Consider the following 14,251-nt stretch of genomic DNA (forward strand, 5'->3'; position numbering starts at 1 on the left):
GTGCGCAATCAGGCTGACCAGGAGGCAGAGCCACAGGCGCTGTTTCTCAATCCTGCGCGCGACCCCGGCATCGGGTTTGTCGTGCCGCCGGCCTTTTGGTGGCGGCTGCGCGACCCGGGCGTGATCGACGCCTTTGCCGCGTCGCAGGATGACGGCATGAACACCCGGATCGAGGCGCATCTGCGGCAGGTCAAGCGCCACCGCAGCTTTGCGCGGGTGGCCGAGGTGAATGTGGTCCCGGTGCTGCTGGAGGGCGCCGATTTTCGCAAATCCCACGCCACGGTGGGCGGCAAGGCCCTGCTCAATGGGGCCGCGGGCGCGCGCTTGCTGAACCGCTTTGGCTGGGACCGGCCCGGGACAGATGCCGAAGCGGCGCTGGGCCTCTATTTCGCGGACTGTCAGGCCGCGAATGCGGGGGCGGTCCTGCCGCCGGCCACGATACCGCAAGACGTTGATTTTGCGATAGAATGCCGCAACACCTTCAACTACTTCCACTTTCTGACCGAAACGCTCTGCCAGCTTTGCGTGCTGGACGGGCTGGCCTTTACCGGTCGCATCTTCATCCACTTCCCAAACGCCCCCGAGAAGACCCGCAGCTTCGTGCAGGGCTTCATCGCCGCGCTGTTCCCAGACCTTGCGAACCGTGTGGTGCTGGAACGCGCGCCCAAGCACTACCGCCGGGTGCTCTCGGCCTACAGCTTTCAATGGGCCTATTTCCAGATGCCGCCACAGGTGGTGGGCGCGCTTGACGGGCTGGCCCCGTCGGATCTGTTCTGGCACGGCCACCGCGCCACGCGCAGCAGCCGCGCAATGCTGGCGATGAACACGGTGGAAACCACGCTGCTTGCCCTGCGCGCGCGGGCCTTGCGCGCGATTGCGGGGCGCGATTGCAGCCATCTGCCCAAACGCGTCTACATCCGCCGTGCGCCCGGCCAGGCCCGTGACCGCCAGATGCAGGGCGAAGCCGCGCTGGTCGCGTTGCTGGAGCCGTTCGGCTTTGTAGCCCTGGCGTTTGAGGATCTGACCCCGCTGGATCAGATCGCGCTGATGGCAGGGGCCGAGGTGATGATATCGGCCCATGGCGCGGGCTTTGCCAATATGCTGTTTGCCAATCCGCACACCACGGCAATCGAGATCGGCACCCTGCAGACCGCACAGATCCGCTGGGCCGATTTCTGGCCGGTCGCCCATGCCTCCCGCTGCCGCTATGTGTCTTTCATCGCCGATCACGCCTGCGGCACCCCGCTTGAGGTGCCCGATTTCGCCACCACCGGCATCGCGCCCGTGCATCTGTCTGACCGGGGGCTCGGCCGGGTGATGGCCTTTGTCGCGGCGCTCTGCGGCCACAGCCCGCGCCTTGCGCGCGCCCAGGATGTCGCCCGGCTGGCCGGTCAGCTTTTGCGCGCGGGCCAGCCGGACCGGGCAGAGGCCGTGCTGACCCGGCATGCCGATCTGTGCCCCGGCAATCTGGCCCTCTGTCTGGCGCAGGCCGATCTGCACAAGGCGCGCGAGGACTGGCATGCCGAACTTGTCGCCCTGCATGCCGCCTGGACGGCAGACCCGACCCGCTGGCAGACCTTGGCGCAGGTGCTCTGGTGCGCGCGCCGTCTGGGCAAGACACCGGTGCAGGTCTGGGCGATCCGCCTGCTGCAAAGCGACTTCCCCGACCGCATCGCCGAACTGGCCCGGGGGCGCGACTGGGTGCAGCAACTGCTCTAGCTGCTGCGCGGATTGTGCGATGCGCGCAGCCCCGCTATGACGGACCAGACCCATCAAGGAACATATGGCCCATGTCCTCGAAAAACCGCGTGACCCCCGAAGAAGCCCTCGCCTACCACCTCGAACCGCGCCCCGGCAAATACGAGATCGTGGCCTCGACCCCGATGGCCACGCAGCGTGATCTGTCGCTCGCCTACAGCCCCGGCGTCGCCGTCCCGGTGCAGGCCATCGCCGACAATCCGGCCTTGGCCTATGACTATACGGTCAAGGGCAATATGGTCGCCGTCATCTCCAACGGCACCGCCATCCTGGGCATGGGCAACCTTGGCGCCCTCGCGTCAAAGCCGGTGATGGAAGGCAAGGCGGTCCTGTTCAAGCGCTTTGCCGATGTGAACGCCATCGACATCGAGCTTGATACCGAAGACGCCGAGGAAATCATCAAGGCCGTTTCCTTGATGGGCCCCACCTTCGGCGGCATCAACCTTGAGGATATCAAGGCCCCCGAATGCTTCATCATCGAACAGCGGCTCAAGGAAATCATGGACATACCGGTGTTCCATGATGACCAGCACGGCACCGCGGTGATCTGCGCGGCGGGCCTCATCAACGCGCTGGAACTGTCAGGCAAGCGCATCGAAGACTGCCGCATCGTGCTCAACGGGGCCGGGGCGGCGGGCATCGCTTGTCTGGAACTCCTGAAATCCATGGGCGCGCGGCATGACAACTGCATCATGTGTGACACCAAGGGCGTGATCTATCAGGGCCGGACCGAGGGCATGAACCAGTGGAAATCGGCCCATGCCGCCAACACGCCCCTGCGCACGCTGGAAGAGGCGATGCGGGGCGCCGATGTGTTCCTCGGCGTCTCGGCCAAGGGCGCGGTGACACCGGAAATGGTCTCAAACATGGCCGAAAACCCGGTCATCTTCGCCATGGCCAACCCCGACCCCGAGATCACGCCGGAAGAGGCCCATGCCGTGCGCCCCGATGCCATCGTGGCCACCGGGCGGTCAGACTACCCCAATCAGGTCAACAATGTGCTGGGCTTCCCCTATCTGTTCCGGGGCGCGCTTGATATCCACGCCCGCGCCATCAATGACGAGATGAAAATCGCCTGCGCCCGTGCGCTGGCGGCATTGGCGCGGGAGGATGTGCCGGACGAGGTGGCAATGGCCTACGGCCGCAAACTCTCTTTCGGCCGCGATTACATCATCCCCACCCCGTTTGACCCAAGGCTGATCTATGTGATCCCGCCCGCTGTCGCCAAGGCTGGCATGGATACCGGCGTGGCGCGCCGCCCGATCATCGACATGCACGCCTATGAGCAAAGCCTGAAATCCCGAATGGACCCCACCGCCAGCATCCTGCAAGGCATCCATGCCCGCGCGAAACAGGCCCAGGCGCGGATGATCTTTGCCGAAGGCGATGACCCCCGCGTGCTGCGCGCCGCCGTCGCCTATCAGCGCGCCGGTCTGGGCAAGGCCCTCGTCGTGGGACGCGAGGCGGATGTGCGCGAAAAGCTCGAAGCCGCTGGTCTGGCCGATGCCGTGCGCGAGCTGGAGGTGGTCAACGCCGCCAACACCCGCCACCTCGATACCTACAAGGACTTTCTCTACAAACGCCTGCAACGCGAAGGCTTTGATGGCGAGGATATCCACCGCCTTGCCGCCCGCGACCGGCATGTGTTTTCCGCCCTGATGCTGCAACACGGCCATGGCGACGGGCTGGTCACCGGCGTCACCCGCAAATCGGCGCATATCCTGTCGCTGATCAACCATGTGTTTGATGCCACCGCCGCTGCTGGCGCCGTGGGCGTCACCGCTCTGCTGCACAAGGGGCGGATCATCCTGATCGCCGATACGCTGGTGCAGGAATGGCCCGAACCCGAAGATCTGGCCACCATCGCCATCCGGTCCGCAGGGGTGGCACGGTCACTGGGGCTGGAGCCGCGCGTGGCCTTCGTATCCTTCTCCACCTTCGGCTATCCGGTCTCCGAACGCGCCACCAAGATGCACGAGGCCCCGCGTGTGCTTGATCGCATGGGTGTCGATTTCGAATACGAAGGCGAAATGACCGTCGATGTCGCGCTCAACATGGACCAGATGAAGCATTATCCGTTCTGCCGCCTGACCGGGCCGGCCAATATCCTCGTGGTGCCCGCCCGGCACTCGGCCAGCATCTCGGTCAAGCTGATGCAGGAAATGGCCGGGGCCACGGTGATCGGGCCCATCCTCACCGGCGTCAAAAAGCCGATCCAGATCTGTTCCACCAATTCCACGGTGAATGACATTCTGAACATGGCCGTCATGGCCGCCTGCAAGATCGGCCAGTAAGGCAAAAGGCCCGCCACAACGGCGGGCCTTACATCACTTGGCGAAAGCTGCCTGATTGCCCCAAAGCTGTTTCACCCGCGCATCGCGGCCACAGGACTGGCGGTAGAACGTATAGGCATTCTTCTTCTGCTTCGGCCCGGCGCGGGTCAGGATGATGTCGGAACTCTTGTAATAATCCTGATGATAGGCCTCGGCCTTCCAGAAGGTGCTGGCGGGCAGCACCGGGGTCACAATCTTCTGCCCCAACGCCTGCTGCGCCTCTGCCAGCGCCGCCTGCGCTGCCGCCTGTTGCGTCGCGTTCAGCGGGAAAATCGCCGTGCGATAGGCCGGACCCCGGTCGCAGAACTGGCCCCCCGCATCGGTCACATCAACCGACCGCAGGAACATCGCAATCAGCTGGGCATAGGTGATGCGGCTGTTGTCAAAGGTGATCTCCACCGCCTCATAATGCCCCTCATGGTTCGGATAGGTCGGGTTCTGCATCGTGCCGCCGGTATAGCCCGACACCACCGAGCGCACGCCCGGCACTTTCTCGAAATCCGATTCCACGCACCAGAAGCAGCCCCCGGCCACGATGGCCTTCTCCTGCGCGGCCTGCGCGCCCCCGGTGGTGGCGATCAGCGCCATAAGGGCCAAACCGGCCATAATCGACAGTATCCGTTGCATCACATGCTCCCTTGTCCTTGGCCGAACATCGGCCTGCCCGCACCGCGCGTCCACTCACCCATCGGTGATGTCACGCACAGGTGAAGCTGCCTCTTTCCCTTCGCGGCCCGCCCGCATAGCGTTACACCAAAGCCGGAGGACCGCATGACCGACCACGTTTCCACCCATCAGGCCGAAGATGACGCCCGCAACGAAAGCATTCTGATCTGGGTAAACGGTGCCCTGAAACCGCGCGATCAGGCGCTGGTCTCGGTTTATGATTCCGGTTTCATGCTGGGCGATGGCGTGTGGGAAGGCGTGCGGCTCTATAACGGGCGCTGGACGTTTCTGGATGAACACATGGACAGGCTGTTCGAGGCGGCCAAGGCGATTGATCTGGAGATCGGGATGACCCGTGATCAGGTCATCGCGGCGATCATGGAGACGCAAAGGGCCAACGGCATGACCACCGACGCCCACGCCCGGCTGATGGTGACGCGCGGGGTCAAGACGCGGCCCTTCCAGCACCCGAAACTGTCACAGCGCGGGCCCACGATGGTGATCATCATGGAACATTCGCGCCCGAACCTGCCGCGCCCGATCCGGCTGGCCACGGTGCCGCATCTGCGCGGCCTGCCGATGACGCAAGACCCCAAGCTGAACTCGCATTCCAAGCTGAACTGCATCCTCGCCTGCATCGCCGCCGAAAAGGCGGGTGCCGATGAGGCGCTGATGCTCGACGTGCATGGCTTCGTGAACACCACCAACGCCTGCAACTTCTTCATCGTGCGCAAGGGCGCGGTCTGGACCAGCACCGGCGACTATTGCATGAACGGGATCACGCGGGGCAAGGTCATCGACCTGTGCCGCGCCAATGACATCCCGGTGTTCGAGCGGAACTTCAGTCTGGTTGACACCTATGGCGCGGACGAGGCGTTCCTGACCGGCACCTTCGGCGCGCAGACCCCCGTGGGCATGATCGACGGCCGCCGGATCGGGACAGGGGAAATGGGCCCGATGACCGAGCGGATTCGCGGGCTTTACAAGGCCCTCGTCGGCGGGTGACCCTTGCGCACACACGTCATGACGTCAGCCATACGCCTGCCATACCTGAACCATACGGAAAACAGCCATGAAAATCGCCATGTGGTCCGGGCCACGCAACCTGTCCACCGCCCTGATGTATGCCTTCGCCGCGCGGGGCGATTGCGCGGTCTGGGATGAACCGTTCTACGCCGCCTATCTGCGCGCCACCGGCATCGACCACCCGATGCGCGACAAGATTGTCGAGGTGCACGAGGATGACCCGGCCCTGATTGCCGCCGCCTGCATGGGGCCGGTGCCGCAAGATAAAACCCTGTTTTATCAAAAGCATATGACCGTCCACATGATCCCGGACTTTGACCGTCAGTTCATGCGCAGCCTCACCAACGTCTTTCTGATCCGCCATCCGGCCCGCGTCGTGGCCTCTTATGCCAAAAAGCGCGAAGGCCCGACACTCGCCGATATCGGCTTTGTCCAGCAGGCGGAACTCTTCGATCAGGTGGCCGGTTGGACCGGCGAAGCGCCGTTGGTCATAGACAGCGCCGACATCCGCGCCAACCCCGGTGGCGCGCTGGAAAGGCTGTGCTCGGCGCTGACAATTCCTTTTGACGACAACATGTTACACTGGCCCGCCGGACCAAAACCCTATGACGGAATCTGGGCGTCGCACTGGTACGGCGCGGTACATCGCTCCACCGGCTTTGAAGAACCAGAGGGGGACTTGCCTGACCTGCCGCCCGAGTATCAGGCGATTGTGGATGAGGCGCTGCCGTTTTACGAAAAACTTACCGCTCATAAGCTATGAAAAAAGGGCCGGAAAACCGGCCCCTTTTTTTTGGCATGCGTAAAGAATGCTGTCAGCCCTTTGCCACGCGCGCATTGCGGTTGGCGATCAGTTTCAGGCGCAGGGCGTTCAGGCGGATGAAGCCTGCGGCGTCTTTCTGGTCATAGGCACCGGCGTCGTCCTCGAATGTCACATGTGCCTCGGAATACAGCGAATGGTCCGACCAGCGGCCAACACAGGTGGCAGAACCTTTGTAGAGCTTGATCCGCACGGTGCCGGACACATGCTCTTGTGATTTGTCGATCAGCGCCTGCAACATCTCGCGTTCCGGGCTGAACCAGAAGCCATTGTAGATCAGCTCGGCATAGCGCGGCATGATCGAATCCTTGAGGTGCCCCGCGCCTGCATCCAGCGTGATCTGCTCAATCCCGCGATGCGCCTCCAGCAGAACGGTGCCGCCCGGGGTCTCATAAATGCCGCGCGACTTCATGCCGACAAAGCGGTTTTCCACGAAATCCAACCGCCCAATGCCATGCGCGCCGCCCAGCTCGTTCAGCCGGGTCAGGATGGTGGCAGGCGACATCGCTTCGCCATCGATCGCAACCGCATCGCCGCGTTCAAAGGAAATCTCGATATATTCCGGGGTGTTAGGCGCATCCTCGGGAGAAACCGTGCGCTGATACACATAGTCCGGCGCCTGTTCTGCCGGGTTTTCCAGTGCCTTGCCCTCAGAGGAGGTGTGCAGCAGGTTGGCGTCCACCGAGAACGGGGCCTCGCCGCGCTTGTCCTTGGCAATCGGGATCTGGTTGGCTTCGGCAAATTCGATCAGCTTGGTGCGGCTGGTCAGATCCCATTCCCGCCAAGGCGCGATCACCCGGATCGACGGGTCCAGCGCATAGGCCGACAGTTCGAACCGGACCTGATCATTGCCCTTGCCAGTCGCGCCATGCGCCACGGCATCGGCCCCATGTTTGTGCGCAAGATCAACAAGATGCTTGGAAATCAACGGCCGCGCGATCGAGGTGCCCAGCAGGTACAGCCCTTCATACAGCGCATTGGCACGGAACATCGGGAACACATATTCGCGCACGAATTCCTCGCGCACATCGACGATGTGGATGTTTTCCGGCTTGATTCCCAGCAGTTCGGCCTTGGCCCGTGCGGGTTCAAGCTCCTCCCCCTGGCCCAGATCGGCGGTGAAGGTGATCACCTCGCAGCCATATTCGGTCTGCAACCATTTGAGGATAATCGAGGTGTCCAGACCGCCGGAATAGGCAAGGACGACTTTTTTCGGGTTTGACATGCGCACGCTCCCTTTGGGATTTGCGCGGGTCTAAGGCGAATTGCAGCAAAGGGCAAGAAACACAGCTGTTTCGGATACAATATCGCCATGCTTGCCAAAGCTGTGGCGCTACGGCATCCAAGGGTATGTCAGATTTTGCCCATGATGCCCGCCTTGCCACCGATGCCCTGCGCGATCTGTTCGATCCGACGCCGTTGCAGCGCAATGATTATCTGTCGCAACGCTTTGATGCGGATATCTGGCTGAAGCGCGAAGACCTGTCGCCGGTGCGGTCCTACAAGCTGCGCGGGGCCTTTACCGCGATGCGCAAGGTGCGGGAGGCGCAGCCGGGGCAGCGGCATTTCGTCTGTGCATCGGCGGGCAACCACGCGCAGGGGGTGGCCTTTGCCTGCCGGCATTTCAGCGTGCAGGGCACGATCTTCATGCCGGTGACGACGCCGCAGCAAAAGATCGACAAGACGCGGGTGTTTGGCGCGGGTCAGGTGCAGATTGTGCTGACCGGTGACTATTTCGATCAGACACTGGCGGCGGCCCAAGCGTTCTGCGCCGAACAGGGCGCGTATTTCCTGTCGCCCTTTGATGATGACGATGTGATCCTGGGCCAATCCTCGGTTGCGGTCGAAATGCTGGATCTGCTGGGCCGCGATCCCGATCTGGTGATCCTTCCGGTGGGCGGTGGCGGCTTGTCTTCGGGCGTGACGCGGTATTTGCGCGACGTGGCACCGGATGTGGCCTATCGCTTTGTGGAACCTTTGGGGGGCGCGTCCCTGCTGGCGGCTTTGGCCGCGCGGCGACCCGAAACGCTTGCATCGGTGAACAGCTTCGTGGATGGCGCGGCCGTGGCGCGGCTGGGCGACAAGACCTTTGCCCTGCTGGATTGGGTTGATCCGGCCCATGTCCTGCTGGCCCCCGAAGACCGGATCTGCATCACCATGCTGGAAATGCTGAATGTCGAAGGCATCGTGCTGGAACCCGCGGGCGCGCTTTCAGTGGATGTGCTGCCAGAGCTGGCCGAGCAGATCCGGGGCAAGACGGTTGTCTGTGTGACGTCTGGCGGCAATTTCGACTTCGAGCGCCTGCCTGAGGTGAAAGAACGGGCGCAGCGCTTTGCCGGGTTGAAGAAGTACTTCATTCTGCGCATGCCGCAGCGACCTGGTGCCTTGCGCGAGTTTCTGGAAATGCTGGGGCCGGAAGATGACATCGCACGGTTTGAATATCTGAAGAAATCGGCGCGCAATTTTGGCTCGGTTCTGATTGGAATTGAGACAAAAGCACCGGAGAATTTTACCCAGCTGTTTGCGCGGCTGGATCTGGCGGCCTTTCCCTATCGCGATATCACCAATGACGGAATTTTGTCGGAGTTCCTGATCTAGGCTGCGCGGGCCTTGAGCCGGGAGACAAAGACATCACGCGATTGGTGATAGGTGCTGATCACACTGTCCAACGCGATATCGGCAGATCCGGACGCGGCGCGGCCTTCGCCGGTTTGGCAAACCTGAGCCAGACTGGCAAAACCAAGGTTGAGCGCGCTGCCCTTGAGGAAATGCAGGTCATGTTCCACGGATTGTGCGTCGGTCAGCGATGACAGGCGGGTGACCAGCTGATCCGTCTCTTCGAGGAAGAGGGCAACAATTTCGTCAAAGGAGTCGTGCCCGACCTCTGCCCGCAGCTCATCCACATGTGCCCAGTCGATCATCATGCCATCCGATCCTGTCTGGCCGGTTCCCAGACTGCTTCGTGGTCCGATCATGGCCCTTGCTTCTTAAGGCTTCGTTATCATGTCCCTGAACCAATCATGGAAACTTTTAGGCTTCACAGGTGCTTAAGTTGTTCGCGGCGACAGTGTCATCCGTTGCATGGACCGTGATCTTGATGACCCTGACGATTATCGACAGCCCTGGCCAGCCTGAGCCCGCCGTCCTCGCGGGAGGCCCTTTGCAGGTGCTTGTCGTGGATGACAGCAAGGCCCAGCGGATGTTGCTTGTCGCAGCCCTGTCGCGCTGGGGATATGCCGTGCGCGAGGCGGAATCGGGCGAGGCGGCCCTGATGCAATGTCGGACGCAGGTTTTCGACATCATCCTGTCAGACTGGATGATGGATGGCATGTCCGGGCTTGATCTGTGCGCCGCCTTTCGCGCCCTTGGGCAGGAGGGCTATGCCTATTTCATCCTGCTGACCTCCAAATCCGGCACGGCGGAAATTGCCACGGGCCTTGAATCGGGGGCAGATGATTTTCTGACCAAGCCGGTGTCGGCGCATGAATTGCATGCCAGGCTGCGCGCCGGTGAGCGGATTGTGAGCATGCACAAGGAGTTGGTGCAGAAAAACCGTCTGCTGGGCGCGACGCTGGCCGAGTTGCAGCGTGCCCAGCAGATTGTGGACCGTGATCTGATCGAAGCGCGCAAGTTGCAACAGGCGCTGGTGCGCGACCGCTGTCGCGACTGGGGGCGTGGCGCTGCGACGCTGTTTTTGCGCACTTCTGGTCCGGTGGGTGGCGATCTGGCTGGCTTTTTCGAATTGGATCCGGGCGTTGTGGCGCTGTATTCGCTGGATGTGTCCGGGCATGGTGTTGCGTCAGCCATGATCACCGCGCGGTTGGCGGGCTACCTGTCAGGGTCGGACCCGGACCAGAATATCGCCTTGCAGCGCCGGGCGGATGGCGGGTTTGACCGGTTGCTGCCGGAACAGGTGGCGGCAAGGTTCAACCGCACCATGCTGGAGGATCTGCAGGTCGATCAGTATTTCACCATGGCCTATGCGCAGGTTGATCTGAACAGCGGTGCGGTGGCGCTGGTGCAGGCAGGCCACCCTTACCCCCGTATCCTGCGGGCGGACGGACGGATTGACCGGCTGGGTAGCGGAGGCCTTCCGATCGGCCTTTTGCCCGATGCGGAGCATGACCCGGTAACGGCGCAGCTGTTTCCGGGGGACCGGTTGCTGCTGGTGTCTGACGGGTTGACAGAATGCCCTTCGCGCAGCGGCGAAGAACTGGGCGATGACGGGCTGGATCACCTGATCCGGGCCAATGCTGCGCTGGATTCGCGCCGGTTGCTGGACGCGCTGATCTGGGATCTGGCGGCACATCTTGGGTCTGAGGACTTTCCCGATGATGTGTCGGGGCTGGTGTTTGACTATCGCGGTTAAGCGCGCAGCGCCCGGGCCAAAAACGCGCGGTCGCCGGGGTTCGTGATCTGATCAAGCGCCTGAGGCACCGTCATCCAGACCGCGCTATGCCCAGCCTCGGACGGCGGGCCAAGGCGCAGGATCGGACGGGCGAGATAGATGGTACAGATCTTCTCGGCCCATTTGTCGTATTCGGGCATGTAGGTAAAGCGACGATAGGCCCCCAATTTGCAGGTCACGGCGATTTTCCATCCGGTTTCTTCGAACACCTCGCGGTGCAGGGCGGGGATCGGATGCTCACCCGGATCAATCCCGCCGCCGGGCAGCTGAAATTCGGGGACAGGCTCTGCCTGATGCGTGGTCAGAACCTCAGCTCCGCGCAGCAATACGGCATAGACGCCGGGTCTGGGGCGGTATTTCTGGCCCGGTCTGACGGGATCGCCGAAGCGTCGCATGTCTTTGCCCCCTTGGTCGTGGTGTTGCCCTGCCTATATAGGCGCGGTATGCCAAGATTGGCTCGCTAAGGAAACCCCATGACCATTGGTTCGCAGATCGCCTGGGATGATACCATCCTGCCCTTTCAACTGGATCAGTCCGACATCCGGGGCCGGGTGGTCCGGCTGGATGGGGTGCTGGAACAGGTGCTGTCCCAACACAGCTATCCGCCGCTGATCGAGGCGCTGGTGGCCGAAGCCGCGCTTCTGACCGCGCTGATCGGTCAGTCGGTGAAGCTGCGCTGGAAGCTCAGCCTGCAGATCCGCGGCAATGGCCCGGCCCGGCTGATCGCGACCGATTATTACGGGCCCACCGATGAAGGCGAACCGGCCCGCATCCGCGCCTATGCCAGCTATGACGCCGACCGGCTGGATCTGACCGCCGATCCGTTCAGCCAGATTGGCACCGGCTATTTCGCGGTGATGCTGGATCAGGGCGAAGGCATGGTGCCCTATCAGGGCTTCACCCCGATTGCGGGCGGCTCGCTGTCGTCCTGCGCCGAGACGTATTTTGCGCAATCCGAACAGTTGCCCACGCGGTTTTCGCTAACCTTTGGCCAAAGTGCCGAGCCGGGGCGCCCTGCCCATTGGCGGGGAGGTGGCGTGATGCTGCAACATATGCCGAAAGCCGGCATGAGCGTTGCGGCAGAGGGTGGCACCGGCGAGGGCGGGTTGTTGCAGCACAGCGATATTCTGGCCGGGGAAGAGGGCGAAAGCTGGACCCGCGCCAATGTGCTGCTGGACACGGTGGAAGAGATCGAGCTGATCGGGCCGCAAGTGACCCCGGCCGAATTGCTGGTGCGGCTGTTTCACGAAGAAGGCCCCCGCGTGTTCGAGGCACAGCCGATCCGCTTTGGCTGTTCGTGTTCCGAAGACAAGGTGCGCAACACGATGTCGATCTATTCGCAGAAAGACATTGAAAAGATGACGACACCTGAAGGCATCGTCACCGCCGACTGCCAGTTCTGCGGCGCGCATTATGAGATGGACCCCAAAACCTTGGGCTTTGAGGGCAAGAATGGATGAGATTGCCCGTCTGCGGCGCGCCTTGTTGCGCCCTGCGGGCGAGTCGTCTGATTTTGATCTGAACCCAGGACTTCAGCTGCCTGCTGGCCGTGTACTGCGGCCGGCGGGCGTTCTGATTCCGGTCTGGACCCGGCCACAAGGTGCGCAGGTGATCCTGACCAAGCGGGCGTCGCATCTGAAGCATCATCCGGGACAGATTTCTTTGCCGGGTGGCAAGCTAGAGCCGGTCGATGCCTCGGTTCAGGCGGCAGCATTGCGCGAGGCGATGGAAGAGATCGCGCTCCCGCCCGGTCTGGTTGATGTGGTCGGCCATCTTCCGGTGCATGAAACGGTGACCGGATTCAGCATGACCCCGGTTCTGGGCCATATCAGAGACGATTTCAGACCAATGGCTGAGAGGGGTGAGGTGGAGGAGGTGTTTACAGTGCCGCTGTCGCACGTGCTCGACCTGTCGCGCTATGGCGTGGAGCGGCGGCTCTGGAGGGGGCAGTGGCGGCATTATTACACGGTACCTTACGGCCCCTATTACATCTGGGGGGCGACTGCGCGTATTTTGCGTGGGCTGGCCGAGCGGGCTGCGTTGTGAAGATTGCCGGGGACTGGCTGACGCATTCGGGCACGCAAGCGCTGTGCCGGCTGTTGGAAGATGCGGGCCATCAGGCGCTTTTTGTCGGCGGCTGTGTGCGCAATGCGCTGATGGGCGTGACGGTGGCGGATATTGACCTCGCCACAGATGCCGTGCCGAAAATCGTCACTGACTTGGCGGAAAAGGCGGATTTTCGCGTCGTGCCGACCGGAATAGACCATGGCACGGTGACGGTGATTGCCGCTGGCGTGGCGCATGAGGTGACCACCTTTCGCCGGGATGTCCAGACGGATGGCCGGCATGCGTTGGTCGCCTTCTCGAAGCATCTGGAGGAAGATGCGGCAAGGCGCGATTTCACGATGAACGCGCTTTATGCTGACCGGACCGGCGCGGTGATTGACCCGCTGGGCGGACTGGCAGACCTGCTGGCGCGGCGGGTGCGGTTCGTGGGGGCGCCGGCGGCCCGCATTGCCGAGGATTATCTGCGCATCCTGCGGTTCTTCCGCTTCCATGCGCATTTTGGCGATCCTGCAGGCGGGATGGATGCTGATGGCTTGGCCGCCTGTGCCGAAAATTCTGCTGGCTTAGAGACACTTTCGCGCGAACGCATCGGTGTGGAAATGCGCAAGCTGCTGGCAGCGACCGATCCGGTGCCAGCGGTGGCGTCAATGGCCGCCGCTGGGGTGCTGCGCGTCGTTCTGCCAGGGGCGGAGCCCCGGGCGCTGGGGCCGCTGGTGCACCTGGAAGGCGGGCGGGCTCCGCGCTGGCTGCGACGGCTGGCGGTTCTGGGCGGGCAGGATGTAGGTGACAGGCTGCGTCTGTCGCGCCGGGAAATGACCGATTTGGGCCGTGTCAGAGACGAAATTGGCACACTCAACACCCCGGCCGCGCTTGGCTTTTTGTTGGGCGATGCGCTGGGGGCGGATGCTGTATTGGCCCGAGCGGCGGTGATGGAGCAGCCTTTGCCCATGGATTGGGAGGCAGAACTGGCGCGAGGTGCCATTGCAGAGTTCCCACTGCGCGCCGCCGATCTGATGAGCCGGTTGCAGGGCCCCGCGCTGGGCGCGGCGCTGGAGGCGGCACGTCAGCGCTGGCTGGCCAGCAACCTGACGCTGACCCGCGCGCAGCTTTTGGGTTAAACGGTTTTCCTCTGGCAGCAATCGGAGTATAGCCTTGGGGTAACCCGCAAAAGGC

General features: G+C 62.8%; 13 protein-coding genes. 9 read left to right on the top strand and 4 right to left on the bottom strand.

The features are described from left to right. Together CXR43_RS14680 and CXR43_RS14685 are read left to right on the top strand one after the other, a co-directional pair. Window positions 1-1,719 carry a glycosyltransferase family 61 protein gene (locus CXR43_RS14680; protein ID WP_103335094.1) on the top strand — a complete coding sequence of 573 codons (1,719 nt, stop codon included), beginning with the start codon at window positions 1-3 and terminating at the stop codon, window positions 1,717-1,719. A 71-nt stretch (window positions 1,720-1,790) separates the two neighbouring features. Next, entirely contained in the window at window positions 1,791-4,052 is a 2,262-nt protein-coding gene (locus tag CXR43_RS14685) for an NADP-dependent malic enzyme (protein ID WP_103335097.1), read from the top strand. Between the two features lie 33 nt (window positions 4,053-4,085). Here CXR43_RS14685 and msrA read toward each other — a convergent pair whose 3' ends face one another. Further along, a complete protein-coding gene (msrA, locus tag CXR43_RS14690; protein ID WP_435530809.1) occupies window positions 4,086-4,718 on the bottom strand; it encodes a peptide-methionine (S)-S-oxide reductase MsrA in 633 nt (210 codons plus the stop codon). Window positions 4,719-4,862: 144 nt separating this feature from the next. Here msrA and CXR43_RS14695 point away from each other — a divergent pair, with 144 nt between their 5' ends. Together CXR43_RS14695 and CXR43_RS14700 are read left to right on the top strand one after the other, a co-directional pair. After that, window positions 4,863-5,762 carry a D-amino acid aminotransferase gene (locus CXR43_RS14695; RefSeq protein WP_103335099.1) on the top strand — a complete coding sequence of 300 codons (900 nt, stop codon included), beginning with the start codon at window positions 4,863-4,865 and terminating at the stop codon, window positions 5,760-5,762. A 67-nt stretch (window positions 5,763-5,829) separates the two neighbouring features. Then, on the top strand, window positions 5,830-6,546 hold the full coding sequence (locus CXR43_RS14700; RefSeq protein ID WP_103335102.1) for a sulfotransferase-like domain-containing protein: 717 nt from the start codon (window positions 5,830-5,832) through the stop codon (window positions 6,544-6,546). 52 nt (window positions 6,547-6,598) lie between these two features. Here CXR43_RS14700 and CXR43_RS14705 read toward each other — a convergent pair whose 3' ends face one another. Beyond that, entirely contained in the window at window positions 6,599-7,828 is a 1,230-nt protein-coding gene (locus CXR43_RS14705) for an argininosuccinate synthase (RefSeq protein ID WP_103335104.1), read from the bottom strand. A 125-nt stretch (window positions 7,829-7,953) separates the two neighbouring features. On the opposite strand from CXR43_RS14705, the gene ilvA reads away from it, so the two are divergent. Next, the gene (gene ilvA / locus CXR43_RS14710) at window positions 7,954-9,201 is read left to right on the top strand and encodes a threonine ammonia-lyase IlvA (protein ID WP_103335107.1); all 1,248 of its coding nucleotides are present in this window, start codon (window positions 7,954-7,956) and stop codon (window positions 9,199-9,201) included. Here ilvA and CXR43_RS14715 read toward each other — a convergent pair. Continuing rightward, window positions 9,198-9,578 (bottom strand): Hpt domain-containing protein, encoded by a 381-nt coding sequence (locus CXR43_RS14715; RefSeq protein ID WP_246831405.1) that lies wholly within the window; start codon window positions 9,576-9,578, stop codon window positions 9,198-9,200. The two genes, ilvA and CXR43_RS14715, sit on opposite strands and share 4 nt — an antisense overlap. 122 nt (window positions 9,579-9,700) lie before the next feature. Here CXR43_RS14715 and CXR43_RS14720 point away from each other — a divergent pair, with 122 nt between their 5' ends. Next, window positions 9,701-10,972: a PP2C family protein-serine/threonine phosphatase gene (locus CXR43_RS14720; protein WP_103335384.1), complete on the top strand. Its 1,272-nt coding sequence runs from the start codon at window positions 9,701-9,703 to the stop codon at window positions 10,970-10,972. Here the strand turns inward: CXR43_RS14720 and CXR43_RS14725 are convergent. Further along, window positions 10,969-11,406 carry an NUDIX hydrolase gene (locus CXR43_RS14725; protein WP_103335110.1) on the bottom strand — a complete coding sequence of 146 codons (438 nt, stop codon included), beginning with the start codon at window positions 11,404-11,406 and terminating at the stop codon, window positions 10,969-10,971. The genes CXR43_RS14720 and CXR43_RS14725 overlap by 4 nt on opposite strands. A 78-nt stretch (window positions 11,407-11,484) precedes the next feature. On the opposite strand from CXR43_RS14725, the gene hslO reads away from it, so the two are divergent. From hslO to CXR43_RS14740, 3 genes are read left to right on the top strand one after another with little or no spacing between them, the layout of a single operon-like run. Then, window positions 11,485-12,471: an Hsp33 family molecular chaperone HslO gene (hslO, locus tag CXR43_RS14730; RefSeq protein ID WP_103335112.1), complete on the top strand. Its 987-nt coding sequence runs from the start codon at window positions 11,485-11,487 to the stop codon at window positions 12,469-12,471. After that, window positions 12,464-13,057, top strand: a complete 594-nt coding sequence (locus tag CXR43_RS14735) for a CoA pyrophosphatase (RefSeq protein ID WP_103335115.1) — start codon at window positions 12,464-12,466, stop codon at window positions 13,055-13,057. The genes hslO and CXR43_RS14735 overlap by 8 nt, the downstream gene beginning before the upstream one ends. Continuing rightward, window positions 13,054-14,196, top strand: a complete 1,143-nt coding sequence (locus CXR43_RS14740) for a CCA tRNA nucleotidyltransferase (RefSeq protein WP_103335118.1) — start codon at window positions 13,054-13,056, stop codon at window positions 14,194-14,196. The genes CXR43_RS14735 and CXR43_RS14740 overlap by 4 nt, the downstream gene beginning before the upstream one ends. Window positions 14,197-14,251 lie beyond the last annotated feature (55 nt).

This window comes from Pseudotabrizicola formosa (genome assembly GCF_002900965.1).
GTDB classification, from domain to species: Bacteria; Pseudomonadota; Alphaproteobacteria; order Rhodobacterales; family Rhodobacteraceae; genus Pseudotabrizicola; species Pseudotabrizicola formosa.